Here is a 25,049-nt window from a genome sequence, read left to right as displayed (position 1 = left end):
TTTGAGGGCATAGTCTATCATGCGCTTAAGGGGTAGCGCATTTCTCAGGCGGGAGAGGATATGGTACAGATCGATTTCCGAAAAAAAATAAACTGGCATCGTCGTTACCGTTCGCCGCAGGGCGTGAAGACGGAGCATGAGATCCTGCGTATTTTCGAAAGCGATCGTGGACGTATTATCAATTCTCCGGCTATTCGCCGACTGCAACAAAAAACCCAGGTCTTTCCGCTGGAGCGTAACGCGGCGGTGCGCACGCGGCTGACGCACTCGATGGAAGTTCAGCAAGTTGGGCGCTATATCGCTAAAGAGATCCTCAGCCGACTGAAAGAACTAAAACTGCTGGAGCAGTATGGTCTGGATGAACTGACGGGACCGTTTGAGAGTATTGTCGAAATGTCGTGCCTGATGCATGACATTGGCAATCCGCCGTTTGGTCATTTTGGTGAAGCGGCGATTAATGACTGGTTCCGCCAGCGGCTGTATCCCGCCGACGCGGAAAGTCAGCCCCTCAGCGACGACCGCTGCCTGGTGGCGGCGTTACGTTTGCGCGAAGGCGAAGAGTCGCTGAATGATATTCGCCGTAAGGTGCGCCAGGACCTGTGCCATTTTGAAGGTAATGCCCAAGGTATTCGTCTGGTGCATACTTTGATGCGTATGAATCTTACCTGGGCCCAGGTTGGTGGTATTTTAAAATATACCCGTCCGGCGTGGTGGCGTGGAAGTACGCCTACGACGCATAACTATTTAATGAAGAAACCGGGCTATTACCTTTCTGAAGAACCGTATATTGAACGGTTACGTAAAGAATTATCATTAGCGCCTTACAGTCGCTTTCCGTTAACCTGGATTATGGAAGCTGCCGATGATATCTCTTATTGCGTGGCCGACCTGGAAGATGCCGTTGAGAAAAGAATCTTTAGCGTCGAGCAACTTTATCACCATCTGCATGAGGCGTGGGGGCACCACGAAAAAGGTTCCCTGTTTAGCCAGGTTGTTGAGAATGCCTGGGAGAAATCACGGTCAAATACATTAAGCCGGAGCACGGAAGATCAGTTCTTTATGTATTTACGCGTCAATACGCTGAATAAACTGGTGCCGTATGCAGCCCAGCGGTTTATTGATAATTTACCGCAGGTTTTTGACGGCAGCTTTAATCACGCGCTGTTAGAAGATGCCAGTAGCTTTAGTCAGTTGCTGGGGGTCTATAAAAATGTGGCGGTAAAACACGTATTTAGTCATCCGGACGTTGAGCAGTTGGAATTGCAGGGGTATCGGGTGATCAGCGGGTTGCTGGAGATCTATCAGCCTTTATTAAAAATGTCCCAGTCAGATTTTACTGAGCTGGTCGACAATGAAAGAGTTAAACGTTTTCCTATCGAATCACGATTATTTCAGAAGTTGTCTACTCGCCATCGCCTTGCTTATGTCGAGGCGGTTAGTAAAATATCAACGGGTTGCGCTGAGTTTTCGGTAATGGAATATTATTATCGCTGCCGGCTGATTCAGGATTATATCAGCGGGATGACCGATCTGTATGCCTGGGATGAATATCGTCGCTTGATGGCCGTAGAACAATAAATACTCATTTGTAAAGACGGCCAATAAAATTTTACTTTTTCCTTAAACTCAATTCTGGAACTTAGCGTTATAAAACGACTCTGACGTATACAGCAATTTTGCGTTACCTGTTAATCGAGAACGAAACACATGAAAAAAACCACATTAGCAATGAGTGCACTGGCTCTGAGTTTAGGTTTGGCGTTGTCCCCCCTGTCTGCCACAGCGGCTGAGACGTCGTCTTCAGCAATGACCGCCCAACAGATGCCAAGCCTGGCCCCGATGCTCGAAAAAGTGATGCCATCGGTGGTAAGCATTAACGTCGAGGGGAGCACGACGGTAAATACGCCGCGTATGCCGCGTAATTTCCAGCAGTTCTTCGGTGATAATTCACCATTCTGCCAGGACGGTTCACCGTTCCAGAGTTCACCGTTCTGCCAGGGCGGCGCGCCGGGCGCTGACAACGGCGGCGGCCAGCAGCAGAAATTTATGGCGCTGGGTTCCGGCGTAATTATTGATGCCGCGAAAGGGTATGTCGTGACCAACAACCACGTGGTGGATAACGCCACGGTGATTAAGGTTCAGTTGAGCGATGGCCGTAAATTTGATGCGAAGATCGTGGGTAAAGATCCGCGCTCCGATATCGCGCTGATCCAAATTCAGGATCCGAAAAACCTGACGGCGATTAAGCTGGCAGATTCCGACGCGCTGCGTGTGGGTGATTACACCGTAGCAATTGGTAACCCGTTTGGCCTCGGTGAGACCGTGACCTCCGGTATTGTTTCTGCGCTGGGCCGTAGCGGTCTGAACGCGGAAAACTACGAAAACTTTATTCAGACGGATGCCGCGATCAACCGGGGTAACTCCGGTGGCGCACTGGTCAACCTGAACGGTGAGCTGATCGGTATTAACACCGCGATCCTTGCGCCGGACGGCGGTAACATCGGTATCGGCTTTGCAATCCCGAGCAACATGGTGAAAAACCTGACGTCGCAGATGGTTGAGTTTGGTCAGGTTAAACGCGGTGAGCTGGGTATTATGGGTACCGAGCTGAGCTCTGAGCTGGCGAAAGCGATGAAAGTTGATGCTCAGCGTGGCGCATTTGTCAGCCAGGTGATGCCGAACTCTTCCGCAGCGAAAGCAGGTATTAAAGCCGGGGATGTGATTACCTCCCTGAACGGTAAACCGATCAGCAGCTTCGCCGCCCTGCGTGCGCAGGTGGGTACGATGCCGGTAGGCAGCAAAATTAACCTTGGCCTGTTGCGTGACGGTAAGCCGGTCACTGTGAATCTGGAACTGCAGCAGAGCAGCCAGACTCAGGTTGATTCCAGCTCTATCTTCAAAGGCATTGAAGGGGCTGATATGAGCAACAAAGGCCAGGACAAAGGGGTCGTGGTCAGCGAGGTGAAAGCGAATTCTCCGGCTGCACGGATTGGCCTGAAGAAAGGGGATGTGATTATCGGTGCGAACCAGCAGCCGGTGAAAAATATCGCCGAACTGCGCAAAATCCTCGACAGCAAACCGGCTGTACTGGCGCTGAACATTCAGCGTGGTGACAGCTCCATCTATCTGTTGATGCAGTAATCTCCCTAAACCCCTTCCTGCACAGGAAGGGGTTTCTTTTTGTGATACTTCCCACAACTCCATACTTCTCCCTCTCGCTTTGTGCAGTTGCACAATGCCGCCGCTTATTATCTTCCCTATGCTTGAGCTCTGCTCACAGGAGGGGTTTATGGCTGGCTGGCATCTTGATACCAAAATGGCGCAGGATATCGTAGCGCGAACTATGCGCATCATTGATACCAATATCAACGTAATGGATGCCCGCGGGCGGATCATTGGCAGCGGCGATCGCGAACGAATTGGTGAATTGCACGAAGGCGCGCTGCTGGTGCTTTCACAAGGTCGGGTGGTCGATATTGACGATGCGGTAGCCCGGCATTTACATGGTGTGCGTCAGGGGATAAACCTGCCGCTGCGTCTGGAAGGCGAAATCGTTGGCGTTATCGGTCTTACTGGCGAGCCGGAACATCTGCGCAAGTATGGCGAACTGGTGTGCATGACCGCCGAAATGATGCTGGAACAGTCGCGTCTGATGCATCTGTTAGCGCAGGATAGCCGTCTGCGTGAAGAGCTGGTGATGAACCTGATTCAGGCGGAAGAGAATACCCCGGCGCTGATGGAATGGGCACAGCGATTGGGCATTGATTTGAACCAGCCGCGCGTGGTGGCGGTAGTGGAGGTCGACAGCGGTCAGCTTGGCGTTGATAGTGCGATGGCGGAGCTACAGCAATTGCAGAACGCGTTGACTACACCCGAACGTAATAATCTGATTGCGATTGTTTCTCTGACCGAGATGGTGGTGCTGAAACCAGCCCTCAATCAGTTTGGCCGCTGGGACGCTGAAGATCATCGCAAGCGCGTTGAGCAACTGATTGCCCGCATGAAAGAGAATGGACAACTGCGTTTTCGCGTGTCGCTGGGCAACTATTTTACCGGGCCCGGCAGCATTGCCCGTTCGTATCGTACGGCGCGCACCACCATGATGGTCGGCAAGCAGCGGATGCCGGAAAGTCGGAGCTATTTCTATCAGGACTTGATGCTGCCGGTGCTGCTGGACAGCCTGCGCGGCGGCTGGCAGGCCAATGAGCTGGCGCGCCCGCTGGTAAGGCTGAAAGCGATGGATAACAACGGTTTGCTGCGTCGAACATTATCGGCATGGTTTCGACATAACGTTCAGCCGCTGGCGACCTCAAAAGCATTGTTTATTCACCGCAATACGCTGGAGTATCGCCTGAACCGTATTTCAGAGCTGACCGGGCTGGATCTGGGGAATTTTGACGATCGACTGCTGCTGTATGTGGCGTTGCAGCTGGATGAGCAGCATTGATTAATTGCCTGATAAGCGTAGCGCTATCAGGCAACAATCTACTTATTTGCGCGTTAGTTTTTCCAGATCGGCTTCAATCTCGCTGATCTTGTTGGTCACGACGCTTTCCAGATGACGTAAATCATCGAGGATCTTGCGTTTAAGATCGACTTCGCTGCGATCTCTCTGGCAGATCTGATCCAGTTCGTCGATCACGTAGCGCAGGTTGGGACTGATCTCCTGCACTTCTTTGTAACCCTGACCGACGCCATCGGCGACAACCGTTTTACGCTGACGGGGATATTTGAACTTCACGCTCTTGGCAAAAAACTCGCCTTTATCCTTCTGGAAATAGATTTTCAGGATATCGTTGTTGGCTTCTTGCCGCAGGCTGTAACGATCGATCTCTTCAGGATTAGTAATGCCCAGACTTTTCAGATTGTCATACATAGCGGTACCCTTAAGCTCACTATAACCATTGAATAATTAACGAAAAGCCTTGTTTATGCCACTCGCAGATGTAAAAAAAGCGGGCTAAGCCCGCTTTTTCAAATCGCTGTTAGTCGATGGTGCGTAACAGTTCGTTGATTCCCACTTTGCCACGCGTTTTGGCATCGACTTTCTTCACAATCACCGCACAGTACAGGCTGTATTTGCCATCTTTCGACGGCAGGTTGCCGGAGACGACCACGGAGCCCGCTGGAACGCGGCCGTAATGCACTTCGCCGGTTTCGCGATCGTAAATACGGGTGCTCTGGCCGATATATACACCCATGGAGATGACGGAGCCTTCTTCGACGATCACGCCTTCAACCACTTCAGAGCGCGCGCCGATGAAGCAGTTGTCTTCGATGATGGTCGGGTTAGCCTGCAACGGTTCCAGTACGCCGCCGATACCAACGCCACCGGACAGGTGTACATTCTTACCGATTTGCGCACAGGAACCCACGGTCGCCCAGGTATCAACCATCGTACCTTCATCAACATAAGCGCCGATGTTCACGTAAGACGGCATCAGCACGGTGTTACGGGCGATAAACGCGCCCTGACGCACTGCCGCGGGCGGAACCACGCGGAAACCTTCTTTCTGGAAGCGCGCTTCGTCGTAGTTGGCGAATTTCATCGGCACTTTATCGAAGTAACGGCTTTCCGCACCCTCGATAACCTGATTATCGTTAATACGGAAAGAGAGCAGGACCGCCTTTTTCAGCCACTGATGCGTGACCCACTGACCCTCAATCTTTTCTGCGACGCGCAGTGCACCGGAATCCAGTAAAGAAATAACCTGATTCACCGCTTCGCGGGTTACGGTATCTACATTTGCCGGAGTAATGTCGGCACGGCGCTCGAAAGCGGACTCAATAACGTTCTGTAACTGCTGCATTGTTAAACTCTTTCCATAATAAATAAAAACATTACCCTTTATCGTTTGGATTGAGGGCCTCTGTCAACCGTTGATGCACTTCCTGCTGCAGCTCATTATTAAGGGCGCGCCGGTCGGCGGTAGCGATTATGAATAAATCTTCTACTCGCTCGCCAATAGTTGTAATTCGGGCGCCATGCAGCGAAATTCCCAGATCGGCAAAAATCTGCCCGACCCGCGCCAGCAGTCCTGGCTGGTCGAGAGCGATAAGCTCAAGAAATGATTTTCGGTCGGTATGGGTCGGCAGAAAAGTGACCTCGGTATCGACGGTAAAGTGACGTAATTTTGCCGGCTGGCGACGCGGTTGCGGCGGCTGCCAGCTACGCTGGGTGATCGCCTGTTCAAGCCCAAAACGGATCGCTTCGTGTCGGTCTGACGACAGCGGGCTACCGTCTGGTTCCAGCACAATGAACGTATCCATCGCCATCCCATCGCGGGTGGTGAAAATCTGCGCATCGTGGACGCTAAGGTTGCGCCTGTCCAGTTCGGCGCAGACGGCAGCAAACAGGTAAGGGCGGTCAGGGCTCCAGATGAAAATTTCCGTCCCGCCTCGCGTGGCCTGCGGGCTGAGCAGGATCAGCGGCTTGCTGAGATCGTGTTGCAGCAGATGACGTGCATGCCAGGCCAACTGATTTGGACTGTGACGTACAAAATAGTTGGCGCGACAGCGCGACCAGATATGGTGTAGCGCTTCTTCATCAATGTTGTCCATGCGCAGTAGCGCCAGCGCCTGAAGCTGATGATGGCGTACGCGCTCACGCATATCCGGCGTGTTTTGCATCCCGCGCCGTAACTGTTTTTCCGTCGCGAAGTACAGCTCGCGCAGCAGGCTTTGCTTCCAGCTATTCCACAGCGTTTCGTTGGTGGCGCAAATATCTGCGACGGTCAGGCACACCAAAAAGCGCAGACGATGTTCCGTTTGCACCTCTTCGGCGAATTGCTTAATGACTTCGGGATCCTGAATATCGCGGCGCTGAGCGGTAACCGACATCAGCAAATGCTGGCGCACCAGCCACACGATCAGTTGCGTTTCGCGGGAGTTCAGCCCGTGCAGTTCGGCGAATTTGAGCACATCCTGGGCGCCGAGAACCGAGTGATCGCCGCCGCGACCTTTGGCGATATCGTGGAACAGCGCGGCAATCAGAATCAGCTCCGGCTGTCGCAGACGCGGCCACAGATCCACGCACAGCGGATGGCGCTGACGGGTCTCTTCGTTAGCAAAACTTTCCAACTTAAGCATTACGCGAATAGTGTGTTCATCCACCGTATATGCATGAAACAGGTCAAACTGCATTTGGCCGACAATATGCGACCATTGCGGCATATAGGCCCACAACACGCTGTGGCGATGCATAGGCAGCAGGCCGCGACTCACCGCGCCCGGATGGCGCAACATACTGAGAAACAGCGAACGCGCCTCCGGGATGTAGCACAGCGGCTGCGTTAAATGACGGCGGGCATGACGTAAATGGCGCAGCGTAGTGGAGTAAATTCCGCTGATCGCGCTATTACGCACCATGATGTAAAACATCCGCAATATCGCTTCGGGTTTGCGAATAAACAGGTCGTCGTCGCGCAGATCAATCAATGTGCCGCGCAGTTGAAAGTCGTCATCAATCGGACGTGGTTTTTCATCGGCGGGCAGGGCGAGGATCGCCTCGTCGAACAGTTGCAACAGCATGTGGTTCAGTTCGCTGACCCGTCGTGTGACGCGGAAATAGTCTTTCATCATCCGCTCGATAGGCTCATTGCCTTCACCGCCGTAGTTCAGGCGTTGCGCCACACTGAGCTGACGATCAAACAGCAGACGGTTGTCGTAACGACTAACGACCAGATGCAGGGCAAAGCGAATGCGCCACAGGATATGCAAACATTCATTCAGCTCGGCACGTTCTGCCTGCGTCAAAAAGCCGAAACCGACCATTTCATCCAGTGAGGTGGCGCCAAAATGGCGGCGGGCCACCCATTGCAGGGTATGAATATCGCGCAGGCCGCCGGGGCTACTTTTGATATCCGGCTCCAGGTTGTAGCTGGTGCCGTGATAGCGCTGGTGGCGCTGATTCTGCTCTTCAACTTTGGCTGCGTAAAACTTATCGGACGGCCAGAAACCTTCGCTAAAAATATGCTTTTGTAGCTCAAGAAACAGCGCCACATCACCAATCAGCAGGCGTGTTTCAATCAGGTTGGTGGCGACGGTTAAATCTGACAATCCTTCCAGCAGACACTCTTCCAGCGTGCGCACGCTGTGCCCAACCTCGAGCCTCACGTCCCATAGCAGCGTTAACAGTTCGCCAACTTTTTCGGCCTGCGCGTCTGGTAGCTTTTTACGACTCAGGATCAGCAGGTCAATATCGGAAAGCGGATGCAGTTCGCCGCGCCCGTAACCGCCAACGGCAACCAGCGCCAGGTCGGCAATTTGACCGAAACCGGCTTCAATCCACAGACGTTGCAGTAACTGGTCAATAAACTCGGTGCGGGCCTCAATCAGCTGTTCTGCGGAAATCCCGCTGTCAAACGCGTCACCTAACCAGTGCTGGAAAGTGTCGATATGCGCTTTAATGCCGGGGCAGTTGAGATCGTGCTGCGGCCAGGTTCCGGGGTTCTGCGGTTGGCCTGGCAGGGTGGGGAGGGCAGTATTTGCGTGTTGTTCAGGAAGAGTATTCATTATGCGCCACCCATTAAAAAAGCCGGATGACGGCGTGAACGCCTTACCCGGCCTACGAAGTAGTACAATTTGTAGGCCTGATAAGATGCGGGTGCATCGCCATCAGGCAAAACATTATTCGTCGTGTGTGATGATCGCCGGGATGGTGTCATCCTTGCGTAATGTCAGAATTTCACAGCCTTTTTCCGTCACCACAATAGTATGCTCGTACTGAGCAGACAAGCTCCGATCTTTGGTTTTCACCGTCCATCCGTCTTTCATGGTGCGGATGCGGTAATCACCGGCATTCAGCATGGGCTCTACGGTGAAGGTCATGCCCGGCTGCAGTACCACACCGCCGTCGTCTGCATCGTAGTGCAGAACCTGCGGCTCTTCATGGAAGCCGCGACCGATGCCGTGACCGCAATATTCACGGACCACAGAGAAGCCTTCGCCTTCCGCGTATTTCTGAATCGCAGCGCCCAGCGTGCGCAGGCGAATACCCGGTTTTACCATCCGCAGCGCCAGATACAGGCTTTCCTGCGTGACGCGGCACAAACGCTCGCCCAGAATGGTTGGTTTGCCGACGATGAACATTTTCGAGGTATCACCGTGGAACTCGTCTTTAATCACGGTTACGTCGATGTTGACGATATCGCCGTCTTTCAGGAGCTTGGCGTCGTCCGGTATCCCATGGCACACCACTTCATTAATAGAGATGCACACGGACTTCGGATAACCGTGATAGCCCAGGCAGGCGGAAATGGCCTGCTGCTCATTCACGATGTAGTCATTACAGATGCGATCCAGTTCGCCGGTGCTGACGCCTGGCTTAACAAACGGTTCGATCATTTCCAGTACATCGGCGGCCAGACGGCCTGCGACGCGCATTTTTTCGATTTCTTCAGGGGTCTTGATTGAGATAGCCATGAATTCTGTCCATCAGTGCCGATGATATCGGCAATAATTGTTTAAGTGGTGCCAATGGTATCAGTCCGGCATACATGCTGCCAAATTGAGAATCATTCTGAACTTCGCCTTTCGTGCCACAGGTGTGTTGGCTGAAATTTTTCACTCCAGTCGCTTACTGCATGTAAGCGCCCGGAGATGCAAAAAATTGGCTGCCTCCCTGTAACACGAAATTCATCGTTCATTCAGCATGCACCGCCAACAATTATTGGTGTCGGTAGCGTATTTGTGGTATAAAGCGCGCCGGACTTCCGATCCATTTGAAGACTACACACGATGGACGGGAGCGACAAATCTCACTTTGTGTAACAACACACACGTATCGGCACATATTCCGGGGTGCCCTTTGGGGTCGGTAATATGGGATGCGTGGAGGCTTAACCCCAACTTTTATATATAGAGGTTTTAATCATGGCAACTGTTTCCATGCGCGACATGCTCAAGGCTGGTGTTCACTTCGGTCACCAGACCCGTTACTGGAACCCGAAAATGAAGCCGTTCATCTTCGGTGCGCGTAACAAAGTTCACATCATCAACCTTGAGAAAACTGTACCGATGTTCAACGAAGCTCTGGCTGAACTGAACAAGATCTCTGCTCGTAAAGGTAAAATCCTTTTCGTTGGTACTAAACGCGCTGCAAGCGAAGCGGTGAAAGAAGCTGCTAACAACTGCGACCAGTTCTTCGTGAACCATCGCTGGTTGGGCGGCATGCTGACTAACTGGAAAACCGTTCGTCAGTCCATCAAACGTCTGAAAGATCTGGAAACTCAGTCTCAGGACGGTACTTTCGAAAAGCTGACCAAGAAAGAAGCGCTGATGCGTACTCGTGAGCTTGAGAAACTGGAAAACAGCCTGGGCGGTATCAAAGACATGGGCGGTCTGCCGGACGCTCTGTTCGTAATCGATGCTGACCACGAGCACATTGCTATCAAAGAAGCAAACAACCTGGGTATCCCAGTATTTGCTATCGTTGATACCAACTCTGATCCGGACGGTGTTGACTTCGTTATCCCGGGTAACGACGACGCAATCCGTGCTGTGACCCTGTACCTGGGCGCTGTAGCTACTACCGTTCGTGAAGGCCGTTCTCAGGATCTGGCTTCCCAGGCGGAAGAAAGCTTCGTAGAAGCTGAATAATAAGGCACGCTCGTTCGAGCCCCCTTATAAACCAGGTAGTATCACGTTTGGTTAGGGGCCCTTTAGGCCCCTTTTTCACTTTTAAATCTGTGCGGTTTCATGCCGGGCAGATCAAATCTTCCGAGGATTTTAGAATGGCTGAAATTACCGCATCCCTGGTAAAAGAGCTGCGTGAGCGTACTGGCGCAGGCATGATGGATTGCAAAAAAGCACTGACTGAAGCTAATGGCGACATCGAGCTGGCAATCGAAAACATGCGTAAGTCCGGCGCAATCAAAGCGGCGAAAAAAGCAGGCAACGTTGCTGCTGACGGCGTAATCAAAACCAAAATCGACGGCAACATCGCTTTCATTCTGGAAGTTAACTGCCAGACTGACTTCGTTGCTAAAGATGCTGGTTTCCAGGCATTTGCTGACAAAGTACTGGACGCTGCCGTTGCTGGCAAAATCACTGACGTTGAAGTTCTGAAAGCGCAGTTCGAAGAAGAACGTGTTGCTCTGGTTGCTAAAATCGGTGAGAACATCAACATCCGTCGCGTTGCTTCCCTGGAAGGCGAAGTTCTGGGTAACTACCAGCACGGTGCTCGTATCGGTGTTCTGGTTGCTGCAACTGGCGCTGACGAAGAGCTGGTTAAACAGCTGGCAATGCACGTTGCTGCAAGCAAACCAGAATTCGTTAAGCCGGAAGACGTTTCTGCTGAAGTGGTAGAGAAAGAATACCAGGTTCAGCTGGACATCGCGATGCAGTCTGGTAAGCCGAAAGAAATCGCAGAGAAAATGGTTGAAGGCCGTATGAAGAAATTCACCGGCGAAGTTTCTCTGACCGGCCAGCCTTTCGTTATGGAGCCGAGCAAATCTGTTGGTCAGCTGCTGAAAGAGCACAATGCTGACGTAACTGGCTTCATCCGCTTTGAAGTGGGCGAAGGCATCGAAAAAGTTGAGACTGACTTTGCAGCAGAAGTTGCTGCGATGTCCAAGCAGTCTTAATTTTTAAAGGAGCCGCCTGAGGGCGGCTTCTTTTTGTGTCTGGCTTGTAAATTCAGCGAACCGCTATAGTGGTCATGCTGAAAAGCGACATACAATGTCGCCGGAATTAATTCATCTCATTCGTTGACAGTCTCAGGAAAGAAACATGGCTACCAATGCAAAACCCGTCTACAAACGTATTCTGCTTAAGTTAAGTGGCGAAGCTCTGCAAGGTTCAGAAGGCTTCGGTATTGATGCAAGCATCCTTGACCGTATGGCTCAGGAAATCAAAGAGCTGGTTGAGCTGGGTATCCAGGTTGGCGTAGTGATTGGTGGTGGTAACCTGTTCCGTGGCGCTGGTCTGGCGAAAGCAGGGATGAACCGCGTTGTGGGCGACCACATGGGCATGTTAGCCACCGTCATGAACGGTCTGGCGATGCGCGATGCGCTTCACCGCGCCTATGTGAACGCTCGCTTGATGTCCGCAATTCCTCTGAATGGCGTGTGTGATAACTACAGCTGGGCGGAAGCAATCAGCCTGCTGCGTAACAACCGCGTTGTTATTTTGTCTGCGGGTACTGGCAATCCGTTCTTCACTACCGACTCTGCGGCTTGCCTGCGTGGTATTGAAATTGAAGCGGATGTGGTACTGAAAGCCACCAAAGTCGATGGCGTATTTACGGCTGACCCGGCTAAAGATCCAACGGCGACTATGTACGAACAGTTGACCTATGCTGAAGTACTGGATAAAGAGCTGAAAGTGATGGATCTTGCGGCGTTTACACTGGCTCGTGACCACAAATTACCGATTCGTGTCTTTAACATGAACAAACCGGGTGCGCTGCGCCGTGTTGTTATGGGTGAAAAAGAAGGCACGTTAATCACGGAATAATTCCCGTTGCGGCTAAATGCAGGTAATATTCCGCTTTAATGTCGCGGGATACGTCCCTCAAAATTAATCAAGACTATACTTGTCACATCTTGCGTGGTGGGTATGGTCTGACTGAAACAAGCTTTCAAGGATTCGTAACGTGATCAACGATATCAGAAAAGATGCTGAAGTACGCATGGACAAATGCGTCGAAGCGTTCAAAAACCAAATCAGCAAAATTCGCACGGGCCGTGCTTCTCCTAGCCTGCTGGATGGTATTGTCGTGGAATATTACGGCACACCGACCCCGCTGCGCCAGCTGGCAAGCGTAACGGTTGAAGATTCCCGTACCCTGAAAATCAACGTGTTCGACCGTTCTATGGGGCCAGCCGTTGAGAAAGCAATTATGGCTTCCGACCTCGGTCTGAATCCAAGTTCTGCGGGTTCCGACATCCGCGTTCCGCTGCCGCCGCTGACTGAAGAACGTCGTAAAGATCTGACCAAGATCGTGCGTGGCGAAGCTGAAGGCGCGCGCGTTGCCGTACGTAACGTACGCCGCGATGCCAACGACAAAGTGAAAGCGTTATTGAAAGAAAAAGAGATCAGCGAAGATGACGATCGCCGTTCTCAGGACGACGTACAGAAACTGACTGACGCAGCTATCAAGAAAGTTGATGCGGCGCTGGCAGAGAAAGAAACGGAACTGATGCAGTTCTGATTCGCCTGTACGCTAAAAACGCCGCTTAGAAGGCCTGAGAAGGCTGGATGGCGGCGTTTTGCTTTTTTCTGTCTATATACTCTAAATATTCGAGTTGCAGGAAGGCGGCGACGTAGGGCATCCCCGGGAGCGTACACCCGTGCGTGACAGGGGTGAACGAGGAGAGCCAACGTACATGCAACTTGAAATATGACGAGTAAAATTCTTCTGGATGTCTGATGAAGCAATTAACCATCCTGGGATCAACCGGTTCCATTGGTTGCAGTACGCTGGATGTAGTACGCCATAACCCGGAAAAATTTCGCGTTGCTGCGTTGGTGGCGGGTAAAAATGTCGTCCGTATGGTTGAGCAATGTCTGGAATTTTCTCCTCGCTATGCGGTAATGGACGATGAAAAAAGCGCTGCGTTGGTAAAAGCAGCTCTGCTGGAGCAGGGCAGTCGTACTGAGGTTATGAGCGGGCAGCAGGCTGCCTGTGATATGGCTGCGCTGGATGATGTTGATCAGGTTATGGCGGCGATTGTCGGCGCGGCGGGCTTGCTACCGACGCTGGCGGCAATCCGCGCGGGCAAAAGCATTTTGCTGGCGAATAAAGAGTCTCTGGTGACCTGCGGGCGTCTGTTTATGGACGACGTGCAACGCCACAAAGCACAGCTTTTGCCGGTAGATAGCGAACATAACGCGATTTTTCAGAGTTTACCGCAACCTATCCAACACAATCTGGGATACGCTGACCTTGAGCAAAATGGCGTCATATCAGTTTTGCTTACCGGGTCTGGTGGCCCTTTCCGTGAAACGGCATTGCGCGATCTGGTTTCTATGACCCCCGATCAGGCATGTCGTCATCCGAATTGGTCGATGGGACGAAAAATCTCTGTCGATTCAGCCACCATGATGAATAAAGGTCTGGAATACATTGAAGCGCGTTGGTTATTTAATGCCAATGCAAGCCAGATGGAAGTGCTGATTCACCCGCAGTCGGTTATTCATTCGATGGTGCGTTATCAGGATGGTAGCGTTCTGGCGCAGTTGGGGGAACCTGATATGCGTACACCTATTGCTCATACGATGGCATGGCCAGAACGAGTGACGTCCGGCGTTAAGCCTGTCGACTTTTGCAAGCTCAGTGCGTTGACGTTTTCCGCACCTGATTACCAGCGTTATCCATGCCTGAAACTGGCGATGGACGCGTTTGAGCAAGGGCAGGCGGCGACGACCGCTTTGAACGCAGCGAATGAAATTACCGTTGCCGCATTCCTGGCGCAGCAGATCCGATTTACCGATATTGCTGACCTGAATTTATCCGTACTGGATAAGATGGATTTGCAGGAGCCACAGAGCGTTGATGACGTGCTGAAGGTTGATGCTATCGCGCGGGAAGTCGCCAGAAAAGAAGTGATGCGACGCTCAAGCTGATGATAATCCCTCCTCGGAGAATCGCGCTATTTGTTAGCGTTGGGCTTCAGTGATATAGTCTGCGCCACTCGATCGCGGGTATTTGTTTTTTTTCGGTCGGGTAAGCCGTGGTTTGACACGGCTTTTTTGTGGATGCACAAAATCATTCAGGTTGCATCAAGGTGGCAAGTGGATGAGTCCCCTGGAGCATACAAAGAGTATGTGACTGGGGCGAAGATCACAGCCAACGAAGGAGCAGCCTGAAGGATGAAGCGCAAAAGGCTTCAGTATTCCTGAGTACCGTATAATCCTTTCAGGGACTAAAAACGCGTTATGTTGTCTGCAACTAAACCATTAAGCGAAAATTTGCCAGCACATGGTTGTCGCCATGTAGCAATTATCATGGATGGCAATGGCCGCTGGGCGAAAAAGCAAGGGAAGATTCGCGCCTTTGGACATAAGGCCGGAGCAAAGTCCGTCCGCCGGGCTGTCTCTTTTGCTGCCAATAACGGTATTGATGCGTTAACGCTGTATGCCTTTAGCAGTGAGAACTGGAACCGACCTGCGCAGGAAGTGAGCGCGTTAATGGAGCTGTTTGTGTGGGCGCTTGATAGCGAAGTGAAAAACCTGCACCGCCATAACGTACGTCTGCGTATTATCGGGGATATCAGTCGATTTAACTCACGTTTGCAAGAACGGATTCGCAAATCAGAAGCGATTACCGCCCAGAATACCGGGTTGACGCTAAATATTGCAGCGAATTACGGTGGACGGTGGGATATAGTCCAGGGAGTCAGACAACTGGCACAACAGGTGCAGGATGGTCTGCTGCGTCCAGAGCAAATCGATGAAGAGATGCTGGGGCAGCAAATTTGTATGCATGAACTGGCTCCTGTGGATTTAGTGATAAGGACTGGGGGAGAGCATCGAATTAGTAATTTTCTGTTGTGGCAAATTGCCTATGCCGAACTTTACTTTACGGATGTTCTCTGGCCCGATTTCGATGAACAAGACTTTGAAGGTGCGCTGCATGCCTTTGCTAATCGTGAGCGTCGTTTCGGCGGCACCGAGCCCGGTGATGAAAAAGCCTGATGGGGGTCGCTTTTGCTGAAGTATCGCCTGATTTCTGCTTTTGTTTTAATACCCGTTGTCATCGCGGCGCTGTTTTTGCTGCCGCCGGTGGGGTTCGCCATTGTTACGCTGGCCGTCTGTATGCTGGCCGCTTGGGAATGGGGACAGTTAAGCGGTTTTACCACGCGTACGCAGCGAGTCTGGCTGGCTGTTTTGTGCGGGCTACTGCTGGCACTGATGCTATTTTTGTTGCCGGAATACCATCGCAATATTCATCAGCCGCTGGTTGAAGTATCGCTGTGGGCGTCGCTGGGCTGGTGGGTCGTGGCGCTGTTACTGGTGCTGTTTTATCCCGGCTCTGCGTCGGTCTGGCGTAATTCCAAAACATTACGCATAATTTTCGGCGTGTTAACCATAGTCCCTTTCTTTTGGGGAATGCTGGCGTTACGTGCATGGCACTATGATGAGAATCATTATAGTGGCGCGCTATGGCTGCTGTATGTCATGATCCTCGTCTGGGGAGCGGACTCGGGTGCCTATATGTTTGGTAAGCTGTTTGGCAAACATAAGCTGGCGCCGAAGGTTTCTCCTGGTAAAACCTGGCAGGGTTTTATTGGCGGACTCGCCACTGCGGCCGTGATCTCATGGGGTTATGGCATGTGGGCGAATCTTGAGGTTGCGCCTGTCACCTTGCTTATTTGCTCCATCGTTGCTGCCCTGGCCTCCGTGCTGGGTGACCTGACCGAGAGTATGTTTAAGCGTGAAGCAGGTATTAAGGACAGTGGTCACTTAATACCAGGACACGGCGGTATTTTGGATCGTATTGATAGCCTGACGGCTGCGGTACCGGTCTTTGCCTGCCTGTTGTTACTGGTATTTAGGACACTCTAACGGATGGTCTTATGCTGAGTATTCTCTGGAATCTGGCTGCATTCATCGTTGCACTTGGTGTGCTTATCACCGTGCATGAATTTGGTCATTTCTGGGTTGCACGGCGCTGCGGAGTCCGCGTCGAACGCTTTTCCATTGGCTTTGGAAAAGCGCTTTGGCGGCGTACCGATAAATCAGGTACGGAATACGTCATCGCCCTGATTCCCCTCGGCGGTTACGTCAAAATGCTGGATGAGCGCGCTGAACCGGTCGCACCGGAGCTGCGCCATTACGCTTTCAACAATAAAACGGTTGGACAACGCGCAGCCATCATTGCCGCAGGTCCGATTGCCAACTTCCTTTTTGCTATTTTCGCGTATTGGCTGGTGTTTATCATCGGTGTCCCTGGTGTTCGTCCGGTTGTTGGTGAAATAACACCCAACTCGATTGCCGCACAGGCGCAAATTCAGCCGGGTACGGAACTAAAAGCGGTTGATGGTATCGAAACCCCTGATTGGGATGCCGTGCGATTACAACTGGTATCCAAAATTGGCGATGAACATACGACTCTCAGCGTGGCGCAGTTTGGCAGCAACCAGCGGCAGGACAAAACGCTGGATTTACGCCATTGGGCATTTGAGCCAGACAAAGAGGATCCTGTTTCCAGTTTAGGGATTCGCCCGCGCGGTCCGCAGATTGAATCGGTGCTGTCAGAAGTGCAGGTAAACTCCGCTGCAAGTAAGGCGGGTTTGCAAGCTGGCGACAGGATCGTTAAAGTCAATGGTCAGCCGCTAACGCAATGGATGACGTTCGTGACGCTGGTGCGCGATAATCCGGATAAGCCGTTAGCGCTAGATATTGAAAGACAAGGAAGTTCCTTGTCTTTAACGTTAACCCCAGATTCAAAACAGGTTAACGGGAAGGCTGAGGGTTTTGCGGGCGTGGTGCCTAAAGTTATTCCTCTGCCTGATGAGTATAAGACTGTACGCCAGTATGGGCCATTCAGCGCCATCCTCGAAGCCTCGGATAAAACGTGGCAGTTGATGAAGTTGACGGTCAGTATGCTGGGAAAATTGATTACCGGTGATGTAAAACTGAACAACCTCAGTGGGCCGATTTCTATCGCCCAGGGGGCTGGGATGTCAGCGGAGTTCGGGGTTATTTATTACCTGATGTTCCTTGCGCTTATCAGCGTGAACTTAGGGATAATCAACCTGTTTCCGTTGCCCGTTCTTGACGGGGGGCATCTGCTGTTCCTGGCGATTGAAAAGCTGAAGGGCGGTCCGGTATCCGAGCGGGTTCAAGACTTTAGTTATCGCATTGGCTCTATCTTGCTGGTGTTGTTAATGGGGCTTGCACTTTTCAATGATTTCTCTCGGTTGTAAGAGAGTGTTAGGAAGAACGCATAATAACGATGGCGATGAAAAAGTTGCTCATAGCGTCGCTGCTGTTTAGCAGCGCCACCGTATACGGTGCTGAAGGGTTCGTAGTGAAGGACATTCATTTCGAAGGCCTACAGCGAGTCGCCGTTGGTGCGGCTCTCCTCAGTATGCCGGTGCGCACAGGCGACACGGTTAATGATGAAGACATCAGTAATACCATTCGTGCTCTGTTCGCCACCGGTAACTTTGAGGATGTCCGCGTCCTGCGCGATGGTGATACCCTTCTGGTTCAGGTAAAAGAACGTCCGACGATTGCCAGCATCACTTTCTCCGGTAACAAATCGGTGAAAGATGACATGCTCAAGCAAAACCTCGAGGCTTCTGGTGTGCGTGTTGGCGAGTCTCTGGATCGCACCACGCTAGCCGATATCGAAAAAGGGCTGGAAGATTTCTACTATAGCGTCGGTAAGTACAGCGCCAGTGTGAAAGCGGTGGTAACGCCGTTGCCGCGTAACCGCGTTGACCTCAAGCTGGTCTTCCAGGAAGGCGTTTCGGCGAAGATCCAACAGATCAATATCGTCGGCAACCATGCTTTCTCGACCGACGAACTGATCTCTCACTTCCAACTGCGTGATGAAGTGCCGTGGTGGAACGTGGTGGGCGATCGTAAATACCAGAAACAGAAACTGGCGGGCGATCTTGAAACCTTGCGCAGCTACTATCTGGATCGCGGTTATGCCCGCTTCAATATCGATTCCACCCAGGTTAGCCTGACGCCGGATAAAAAAGGTATCTACATTACCGTTAACATCACTGAAGGCGATCAATACAAGCTTTCAGGGGTACAGGTGAGCGGTAACTTGGCTGGGCACTCCGCCGAAATTGAGACCCTGACCAAAATCGAGCCAGGCGAACTCTATAACGGCACCAAAGTGACCAAAATGGAAGATGATATCAAGAAGCTTCTGGGTCGCTATGGCTATGCCTATCCGCGCGTACAGTCGCAACCTGAAATCAACGACGCCGACAAAACCGTTAAATTACGCGTAAACGTGGATGCAGGTAACCGTTTCTACGTGCGTAAGATTCGTTTTGAAGGTAACGACACCTCTAAAGATTCCGTTCTGCGTCGCGAAATGCGCCAGATGGAAGGTGCCTGGTTGGGTAGCGATCTGGTCGATCAGGGTAAAGAGCGTCTGAACCGTCTGGGTTACTTTGAAACTGTCGATACCGATACTCAGCGTGTACCGGGTAGCCCGGATCAGGTTGATGTGGTCTATAAGGTCAAAGAGCGTAACACCGGTAGCTTTAACTTCGGCGTTGGTTACGGTACTGAAAGCGGCGTGAGCTTCCAGGCTGGCGTTCAGCAAGATAACTGGTTAGGTACCGGTTATTCAGTCGGCATCAACGGCACCAAAAACGACTATCAGACCTATACTGAGTTGTCTGTCACCAACCCATATTTCACCGTTGATGGGGTGAGCCTTGGTGGTCGCGTTTTCTACAATGACTTTAAAGCGGATGATGCAGACCTGTCCGACTATACCAACAAAAGTTATGGTACTGACGCAACGCTCGGCTTCCCGATCAACGAATACAACACCTTGCGTGCGGGTGTGGGTTATGTGCATAACTCCTTGTCTAACATGGATCCACAGGTTGCAATGCAACGTTATCTGGTTTCAATGGGTAAGGATCCTGACGCTGATAGCTTTAAATCAGACGATTTCACCTTCAACTATGGGTGGACATATAACAAGCTGGACCGTGGGTACTTCCCAACGGAAGGTACGCGTGTCAACCTGAACGGTAAAGTAACCATTCCGGGTTCTGACAACGAATACTACAAAGCGACGTTGGATACCGCGACCTATGTGCCGATCGATGACGATCACAAATGGGTTGTTCTGGGTCGCACGAAGTGGGGCTATGGTGACGGCATCGGCAGCAAAGAGATGCCGTTCTACGAGAACTTCTATGCCGGTGGTTCCAGCACCGTGCGTGGTTTCCAGTCCAACACCATCGGTCCAAAGGCTGTCTATTTACCGGCTAATCGTTATAACAACGATAGCGATTACGATAACGAATGTGACGCCACCAATACTTCACCGTGTAAATCGGATGATGCGGTAGGCGGTAACGCCATGGCTGTCGCCAGCCTGGAATTTATTACCCCGACGCCGTTTATCAGCGACAAGTATGCCAACTCGGTCCGTACCTCATTCTTCTGGGATATGGGTACCGTTTGGGATACGAACTGGGATTCAGCTAAGTACTCTGGTTATCCGGACTACAGCGATCCGAACAATATCCGTATGTCAGCGGGTATCGCTTTACAATGGATGTCCCCATTGGGGCCGTTGGTTTTCTCCTACGCCCAGCCGTTCAAGAAGTACGATGGAGACAAAGCGGAACAGTTCCAGTTTAACATTGGTAAAACCTGGTAATTGTTCTTCGCAAAGGAATGTAGTGGTAGTGTAGCGATGACTTTAGGCGATCTTGCATGGGATCGCCTGGCCACGCAAAGAACTGTACCTTCGGGTGCAAATGGGATGGTAAGGAGTTAATTGTGAAAAAGTGGTTATTAGCTGCAGGTCTCGGTTTAGCGATGGCAACGTCCGCACAGGCTGCTGACAAAATTGCAATCGTCAACATGGGTAGCTTGTTCCAACAGGTTGCACAGAAGACGGGCGTTTCTGCTACGCTGGAAAACGAGTTCAAAGGCCGTGCCAGCGAACTGCAGCGTATGGAATCTGATCTGCAATCTAAAATGCAGCGTCTGCAATCCATGAAAGCGGGTAGCGATCGTACTAAGCTGGAAAAAGACGTCATGGCTCAGCGTCAGACTTTCTCTCAGAAAGCTCAGGCTTTTGAGCAGGATCGTGCGCGTCGTTCCAACGAAGAACGTGGCAAACTGGTTACTCGTATCCAGACAGCTGTGAAATCTGTTGCTAACAGTCAGAGCATCGATCTGGTTGTTGACGCAAACACCGTTGCATACAACAGCAGCGATGTAAAAGACATCACCGCTGACGTACTGAAACAGGTTAAATAAGTAATGCCTTCAATTCGACTGGCTGATTTAGCAGAGCAGTTGGATGCAGAATTACACGGTGATGGCGATATCGTCATCACCGGCGTAGCGTCCATGCAATCTGCGCAAACTGGCAATATCACGTTCATGGTGAATCCTAAGTACCGTGAACACTTAGGCGTATGCCAGGCCTCTGCCGTTGTGATGACGCAGGACGATCTTCCTTTTGCTAAGAGTGCAGCGCTGGTAGTGAAGAATCCCTACCTGACCTATGCACGTATGGCGCAAATCTTAGATACCACGCCGCAGCCCGCACAAAACATTGCACCGAGTGCAGTGATCGATGCGACGGCGAAGCTGGGTAATAATGTTTCTGTGGGCGCAAATGCGGTCATTGAGTCTGGCGTAGAACTGGGCGATAACGTCGTTATCGGCGCAGGCTGCTTCGTCGGAAAAAATACTAAAATCGGCGCAGGTTCACGCTTGTGGGCGAATGTGACGATTTACCACGACATTCAGATCGGTGAGAATTGCCTGATCCAGTCCAGCACTGTCGTCGGATCTGATGGATTTGGTTACGCGAACGATCGCGGTAACTGGGTGAAGATCCCGCAGCTTGGTCGCGTGATTATCGGCGATCGCGTCGAGATCGGCGCTTGTACCACCATTGACCGTGGTGCGCTGGACGATACTGTGATCGGTAATGGTGTTATCATTGATAACCAGTGCCAGATTGCGCATAACGTTGTGATTGGTGACAATACGGCGGTAGCCGGTGGCGTCATTATGGCGGGTAGCCTGAAGATTGGCCGTTACTGCATGATTGGCGGCGCCAGCGTGATCAATGGGCATATGGAAATATGCGATAAAGTCACGGTTACTGGCATGGGTATGGTGATGCGTCCTATCACCGAACCTGGCGTCTATTCCTCAGGCATTCCGCTACAGCCCAATAAGGTATGGCGTAAAACAGCTGCACTGGTGATGAATATTGATGATATGAGCAAGCGTCTCAAAGCGATTGAGCGCAAGGTTAATCAACAAGACTAAAGCACCGCTTTTGCATGTCTGACTTTTCGGCCTGTCCCATTCATACGATTGCGACAGGCCGTGTTATTATTGCCTTTTAGTATATTTTGACAGGAAGAGTATTTTGACTACTAACACTCATACTCTGCATATTGAAGAGATTTTAGAACTTCTGCCGCACCGTTTTCCGTTTCTGCTGGTTGACCGCGTGCTGGATTTTGAAGAAGGTCGTTTTCTGCGCGCAGTGAAAAATGTATCTGTTAACGAGCCTTTCTTCCAGGGCCACTTCCCGGGTAAACCTATTTTCCCAGGCGTACTGATTCTGGAAGCAATGGCGCAGGCCACCGGTATCCTTGCGTTTAAAAGCGTAGGGAAACTGGAACCAGGTGAACTGTACTATTTTGCGGGTATTGACGAAGCGCGCTTTAAGCGTCCTGTCGTGCCAGGCGATCAGATGATCATGGAAGTGACTTTCGAGAAAACGCGCCGCGGCCTGACCCGTTTTAAAGGGGTTGCGCTGGTCGACGGTAAAGTTGTGTGCGAAGCAACGATGATGTGTGCCCGTAGCCGGGAGGCCTGATACGTGATTGATAAATCCGCCTTTATTCACCCAACTGCCATTGTGGAAGAAGGCGCCAGCATTGGCGCTAACGCTCACATTGGCCCATTTTGTATTGTTGGACCCCATGTTGAAATTGGTGAGGGTACCGTACTGAAGTCTCACGTTGTCGTGAATGGCCATACAAAAATTGGTCGCGATAACGAGATCTATCAGTTTGCCTCCATCGGTGAAGTTAACCAGGATCTGAAATATGCTGGCGAACCGACCCGCGTGGAAATTGGCGATCGCAACCGCATCCGCGAAAGCGTCACCATTCATCGTGGCACAGTGCAGGGCGGTGGAGTGACGAAGGTGGGCAGCGATAACTTACTGATGATTAATGCGCACGTCGCGCATGATTGTACGGTAGGCAACCGCTGTATTCTGGCGAATAACGCCACGCTTGCCGGGCATGTGTCGCTGGATGATTTTGTTATCATCGGCGGCATGACTGCGGTGCATCAGTTCTGCATCATCGGCGCGCATGTGATGGTTGGCGGCTGTTCTGGCGTTGCGCAGGACGTGCCTCCATACGTTATCGCCCAGGGCAACCACGCAACGCCATTTGGTGTCAATATCGAAGGTCTGAAGCGTCGTGGATTCACCCGCGAAGCGATTACCGCGATTCGTAATGCCTACAAAGCGTTGTACCGTAGCGGTAAAACGCTGGAAGAAGTGAAACCGGAAATCGCGGAACTGGCGAAACAGTACCCTGAAGTTCAGGCTTTCAGCGACTTCTTTGAGCGCTCAACGCGTGGTCTGATTCGTTAATGACTGAGCAGCGTCCTTTAACGATTGCCCTCGTCGCCGGAGAAACCTCCGGCGATATTCTTGGTGCAGGGTTAATCCGTGCACTCAAGGCTCGCGTTCCCAATGCGCGTTTTGTTGGCGTGGCGGGTCCGCTGATGCAGGCCGAAGGCTGTGAAGCCTGGTACGAAATGGAAGAGCTGGCGGTAATGGGCATTGTTGAAGTGCTCGGACGCCTGCGCCGTTTACTGCAAATACGCGCCGATCTCACTCGCCGATTTACCGACTTAAAGCCGGATGTTTTCGTCGGTATTGATGCGCCTGATTTCAATATTACCCTCGAAGGGAATTTGAAAAAGCAGGGCATTAAAACCATTCATTACGTCAGCCCCTCTGTGTGGGCCTGGCGACAGAAACGCGTTTTCAAAATAGGCAGATCCACCAATATGGTGCTGGCCTTTCTGCCTTTCGAAAAAGCGTTTTATGACAAATTTAACGTCCCGTGCCGCTTTATCGGTCATACCATGGCAGATGCCATGCCGTTGGACCCGGATAAAAACGCGGCTCGCGATGTTCTGGGTATTCCCCATGACGCTCACTGCCTGGCGCTATTGCCAGGAAGCCGTGGCGCAGAAGTGGAGATGCTCAGCGCCGATTTTCTGAAAACGGCGCAGTTGTTACGCCAGCATTATCCAGATCTCGAAGTGGTAGTGCCGTTGGTGAATGCCAAACGTCGCGAGCAGTTTGAGCGCATTAAAGCTGAAGTTGCACCGGAGCTTTCCGTACATCTGCTTAATGGGATGGGACGTGAAGCGATGGTTGCCAGCGATGCCGCACTGCTGGCTTCTGGCACCGCTGCGCTGGAATGTATGCTGGCAAAATGCCCGATGGTGGTTGGCTATCGTATGAAACCTTTCACCTTTTGGCTGGCAAAGCGTCTGGTGAAGACCGATTACGTTTCGCTACCTAACCTGCTGGCGGGAAGAGAACTGGTTAAAGAGCTGTTGCAGGAAGAGTGCGAACCGCAGGCGCTGTCGCAAGCGTTGTTGCCGTTGCTGGCGAATGGCAAAACCAGCCATGCGATGCACTACACATTCCGTGAACTGCATCAGCAGATCCGTTGCAACGCTGATGAGCAGGCGGCGGATGCGGTCCTGGAGTTAGCGCAATGATTGAATTTGTATATCCGCATACGCATTTAGTGGCGGGTGTAGATGAAGTTGGACGTGGTCCTTTGGTCGGCGCGGTCGTCACTGCCGCCGTCATTCTGGATCCGGTTCGCCCTATTATCGGTCTTAACGACTCAAAAAAACTGTCGGAAAAACGTCGCCTGGCGCTATTCGATGAGATTAAAGAAAAAGCGTTAAGCTGGAGCCTGGGGCGTGCGGAACCACATGAAATCGACGAGTTGAATATTTTACATGCCACTATGCTGGCCATGCAGCGTGCGGTTGCGGGTCTACATATAGCGCCGGAATACGTACTGATCGACGGCAATCGTTGCCCGGCATTACCGGTGCCATCGCTGGCGGTGGTAAAAGGTGATAGCCGTGTGGCGGAGATTAGCGCGGCGTCGATACTGGCAAAAGTCACTCGTGATGCTGAAATGGCGGCGCTGGATACGGTGTTCCCGCAGTATGGCTTTGCACAGCACAAAGGCTATCCAACCGCTTTTCATCTGGAAAAGTTGGCAATGCATGGCGCAACAGAGCACCATCGCCGTAGTTTTGGCCCCGTCAAACGCGCACTGGGACTCACGTCCTGATTC

Annotated in this window: 22 protein-coding genes; 18 read left to right on the top strand and 4 right to left on the bottom strand. The window is 51.7% G+C overall.

Annotation, left to right across the window (positions count from 1 at the left end; genetic code table 11):
- Positions 1–60 precede the first annotated feature (60 nt).
- The 3 genes from dgt to cdaR all read left to right on the top strand — a co-directional run bounded on the left by dgt (position 61) and on the right by cdaR (position 4,447).
- Positions 61–1,578 (top strand): dGTPase, encoded by a 1,518-nt coding sequence (gene dgt / locus GFC06_RS00215; protein ID WP_046275348.1) that lies wholly within the window; start codon positions 61–63, stop codon positions 1,576–1,578.
- A 129-nt stretch (positions 1,579–1,707) separates the two neighbouring features.
- The gene (gene degP / locus GFC06_RS00210) at positions 1,708–3,141 is read left to right on the top strand and encodes a serine endoprotease DegP (protein WP_016151754.1); all 1,434 of its coding nucleotides are present in this window, start codon (positions 1,708–1,710) and stop codon (positions 3,139–3,141) included.
- A gap of 148 nt (positions 3,142–3,289) precedes the next feature.
- On the top strand, positions 3,290–4,447 hold the full coding sequence (gene cdaR / locus GFC06_RS00205; protein WP_016151755.1) for a DNA-binding transcriptional regulator CdaR: 1,158 nt from the start codon (positions 3,290–3,292) through the stop codon (positions 4,445–4,447).
- Between the two features lie 42 nt (positions 4,448–4,489).
- Here cdaR and GFC06_RS00200 read toward each other — a convergent pair whose 3' ends face one another.
- The 4 genes from GFC06_RS00200 to map all read right to left on the bottom strand — a co-directional run bounded on the left by GFC06_RS00200 (position 4,490) and on the right by map (position 9,423).
- Complete coding sequence (locus GFC06_RS00200) at positions 4,490–4,876, bottom strand: DUF3461 family protein (RefSeq protein WP_003018562.1); 387 nt, start codon at positions 4,874–4,876, stop codon at positions 4,490–4,492.
- Positions 4,877–4,985: 109 nt separating this feature from the next.
- On the bottom strand, positions 4,986–5,810 hold the full coding sequence (dapD, locus tag GFC06_RS00195; protein ID WP_003829186.1) for a 2,3,4,5-tetrahydropyridine-2,6-dicarboxylate N-succinyltransferase: 825 nt from the start codon (positions 5,808–5,810) through the stop codon (positions 4,986–4,988).
- Between the two features lie 31 nt (positions 5,811–5,841).
- Positions 5,842–8,514 carry a bifunctional uridylyltransferase/uridylyl-removing protein GlnD gene (glnD, locus tag GFC06_RS00190; RefSeq protein ID WP_016151756.1) on the bottom strand — a complete coding sequence of 891 codons (2,673 nt, stop codon included), beginning with the start codon at positions 8,512–8,514 and terminating at the stop codon, positions 5,842–5,844.
- A gap of 114 nt (positions 8,515–8,628) precedes the next feature.
- Positions 8,629–9,423: a type I methionyl aminopeptidase gene (gene map / locus GFC06_RS00185; protein ID WP_016151757.1), complete on the bottom strand. Its 795-nt coding sequence runs from the start codon at positions 9,421–9,423 to the stop codon at positions 8,629–8,631.
- A 450-nt stretch (positions 9,424–9,873) separates the two neighbouring features.
- Between map and rpsB the strand changes: the two genes are divergently transcribed.
- The 15 genes from rpsB to rnhB all read left to right on the top strand — a co-directional run bounded on the left by rpsB (position 9,874) and on the right by rnhB (position 25,046).
- Positions 9,874–10,599, top strand: coding sequence for a 30S ribosomal protein S2 (rpsB, locus tag GFC06_RS00180; protein WP_016151758.1), 726 nt, complete (start codon positions 9,874–9,876; stop codon positions 10,597–10,599).
- Positions 10,600–10,733: 134 nt separating this feature from the next.
- Positions 10,734–11,585: a translation elongation factor Ts gene (tsf, locus tag GFC06_RS00175; RefSeq protein ID WP_003018551.1), complete on the top strand. Its 852-nt coding sequence runs from the start codon at positions 10,734–10,736 to the stop codon at positions 11,583–11,585.
- Positions 11,586–11,730: 145 nt separating this feature from the next.
- The gene (pyrH, locus tag GFC06_RS00170) at positions 11,731–12,456 is read left to right on the top strand and encodes a UMP kinase (RefSeq protein ID WP_005132114.1); all 726 of its coding nucleotides are present in this window, start codon (positions 11,731–11,733) and stop codon (positions 12,454–12,456) included.
- Positions 12,457–12,595: 139 nt separating this feature from the next.
- The gene (gene frr, locus GFC06_RS00165) at positions 12,596–13,153 is read left to right on the top strand and encodes a ribosome recycling factor (protein WP_016151760.1); all 558 of its coding nucleotides are present in this window, start codon (positions 12,596–12,598) and stop codon (positions 13,151–13,153) included.
- 218 nt (positions 13,154–13,371) lie between these two features.
- Positions 13,372–14,568 (top strand): 1-deoxy-D-xylulose-5-phosphate reductoisomerase, encoded by a 1,197-nt coding sequence (gene ispC / locus GFC06_RS00160; protein ID WP_016155727.1) that lies wholly within the window; start codon positions 13,372–13,374, stop codon positions 14,566–14,568.
- 312 nt (positions 14,569–14,880) lie between these two features.
- Positions 14,881–15,639, top strand: a complete 759-nt coding sequence (ispU, locus tag GFC06_RS00155) for a (2E,6E)-farnesyl-diphosphate-specific ditrans,polycis-undecaprenyl-diphosphate synthase (protein WP_003018543.1) — start codon at positions 14,881–14,883, stop codon at positions 15,637–15,639.
- Between the two features lie 12 nt (positions 15,640–15,651).
- The gene (gene cdsA, locus GFC06_RS00150; RefSeq protein ID WP_016151762.1) at positions 15,652–16,509 is read left to right on the top strand and encodes a phosphatidate cytidylyltransferase; all 858 of its coding nucleotides are present in this window, start codon (positions 15,652–15,654) and stop codon (positions 16,507–16,509) included.
- 11 nt (positions 16,510–16,520) lie between these two features.
- Positions 16,521–17,873, top strand: coding sequence for a sigma E protease regulator RseP (gene rseP / locus GFC06_RS00145; RefSeq protein WP_016151763.1), 1,353 nt, complete (start codon positions 16,521–16,523; stop codon positions 17,871–17,873).
- Between the two features lie 29 nt (positions 17,874–17,902).
- Positions 17,903–20,317 carry an outer membrane protein assembly factor BamA gene (bamA, locus tag GFC06_RS00140; protein ID WP_016151764.1) on the top strand — a complete coding sequence of 805 codons (2,415 nt, stop codon included), beginning with the start codon at positions 17,903–17,905 and terminating at the stop codon, positions 20,315–20,317.
- A 122-nt stretch (positions 20,318–20,439) separates the two neighbouring features.
- Entirely contained in the window at positions 20,440–20,925 is a 486-nt protein-coding gene (gene skp / locus GFC06_RS00135) for a molecular chaperone Skp (RefSeq protein ID WP_016151765.1), read from the top strand.
- A gap of 3 nt (positions 20,926–20,928) precedes the next feature.
- Entirely contained in the window at positions 20,929–21,954 is a 1,026-nt protein-coding gene (lpxD, locus tag GFC06_RS00130) for a UDP-3-O-(3-hydroxymyristoyl)glucosamine N-acyltransferase (protein ID WP_003018531.1), read from the top strand.
- Positions 21,955–22,057: 103 nt separating this feature from the next.
- Positions 22,058–22,513 carry a 3-hydroxyacyl-ACP dehydratase FabZ gene (fabZ, locus tag GFC06_RS00125; protein ID WP_003018528.1) on the top strand — a complete coding sequence of 152 codons (456 nt, stop codon included), beginning with the start codon at positions 22,058–22,060 and terminating at the stop codon, positions 22,511–22,513.
- A 3-nt stretch (positions 22,514–22,516) separates the two neighbouring features.
- Entirely contained in the window at positions 22,517–23,305 is a 789-nt protein-coding gene (gene lpxA / locus GFC06_RS00120; RefSeq protein ID WP_003018525.1) for an acyl-ACP--UDP-N-acetylglucosamine O-acyltransferase, read from the top strand.
- On the top strand, positions 23,305–24,453 hold the full coding sequence (gene lpxB, locus GFC06_RS00115) for a lipid-A-disaccharide synthase (RefSeq protein WP_153689710.1): 1,149 nt from the start codon (positions 23,305–23,307) through the stop codon (positions 24,451–24,453). The genes lpxA and lpxB overlap by 1 nt, the downstream gene beginning before the upstream one ends.
- A complete protein-coding gene (gene rnhB, locus GFC06_RS00110) occupies positions 24,450–25,046 on the top strand; it encodes a ribonuclease HII (protein WP_049281538.1) in 597 nt (198 codons plus the stop codon). The genes lpxB and rnhB overlap by 4 nt, the downstream gene beginning before the upstream one ends.
- Positions 25,047–25,049: the final 3 nt, after the last annotated feature.

The sequence above is a fragment of the Citrobacter braakii genome, assembly GCF_009648935.1.
Classification (GTDB): domain Bacteria; phylum Pseudomonadota; class Gammaproteobacteria; order Enterobacterales; family Enterobacteriaceae; genus Citrobacter; species Citrobacter braakii.
The sequence above is the reverse complement of the archived record's forward strand: the minus strand, read 5'-3'. Positions and strand labels throughout refer to the sequence as shown.

Excerpts from the sequence above, each read along its gene's own strand:
- dapD (WP_003829186.1), bottom strand. The coding sequence starts at position 5,810 with ATGCAGCAGTTACAGAACGTTATTGAGTCCGCTTTCGAGCGCCGTGCC.
- map (WP_016151757.1), bottom strand. The coding sequence starts at position 9,423 with ATGGCTATCTCAATCAAGACCCCTGAAGAAATCGAAAAAATGCGCGTC.
- rpsB (WP_016151758.1), top strand. The coding sequence starts at position 9,874 with ATGGCAACTGTTTCCATGCGCGACATGCTCAAGGCTGGTGTTCACTTC.
- glnD (WP_016151756.1), bottom strand. The coding sequence starts at position 8,514 with ATGAATACTCTTCCTGAACAACACGCAAATACTGCCCTCCCCACCCTG.
- ispC (WP_016155727.1), top strand. The coding sequence starts at position 13,372 with ATGAAGCAATTAACCATCCTGGGATCAACCGGTTCCATTGGTTGCAGT.
- lpxB (WP_153689710.1), top strand. The coding sequence starts at position 23,305 with ATGACTGAGCAGCGTCCTTTAACGATTGCCCTCGTCGCCGGAGAAACC.
- degP (WP_016151754.1), top strand. The coding sequence starts at position 1,708 with ATGAAAAAAACCACATTAGCAATGAGTGCACTGGCTCTGAGTTTAGGT.
- ispU (WP_003018543.1), top strand. The coding sequence starts at position 14,881 with ATGTTGTCTGCAACTAAACCATTAAGCGAAAATTTGCCAGCACATGGT.
- cdaR (WP_016151755.1), top strand. The coding sequence starts at position 3,290 with ATGGCTGGCTGGCATCTTGATACCAAAATGGCGCAGGATATCGTAGCG.
- tsf (WP_003018551.1), top strand. The coding sequence starts at position 10,734 with ATGGCTGAAATTACCGCATCCCTGGTAAAAGAGCTGCGTGAGCGTACT.
- lpxD (WP_003018531.1), top strand. The coding sequence starts at position 20,929 with ATGCCTTCAATTCGACTGGCTGATTTAGCAGAGCAGTTGGATGCAGAA.
- pyrH (WP_005132114.1), top strand. The coding sequence starts at position 11,731 with ATGGCTACCAATGCAAAACCCGTCTACAAACGTATTCTGCTTAAGTTA.
- rseP (WP_016151763.1), top strand. The coding sequence starts at position 16,521 with ATGCTGAGTATTCTCTGGAATCTGGCTGCATTCATCGTTGCACTTGGT.
- rnhB (WP_049281538.1), top strand. The coding sequence starts at position 24,450 with ATGATTGAATTTGTATATCCGCATACGCATTTAGTGGCGGGTGTAGAT.
- dgt (WP_046275348.1), top strand. The coding sequence starts at position 61 with ATGGTACAGATCGATTTCCGAAAAAAAATAAACTGGCATCGTCGTTAC.
- GFC06_RS00200 (WP_003018562.1), bottom strand. The coding sequence starts at position 4,876 with ATGTATGACAATCTGAAAAGTCTGGGCATTACTAATCCTGAAGAGATC.
- bamA (WP_016151764.1), top strand. The coding sequence starts at position 17,903 with ATGGCGATGAAAAAGTTGCTCATAGCGTCGCTGCTGTTTAGCAGCGCC.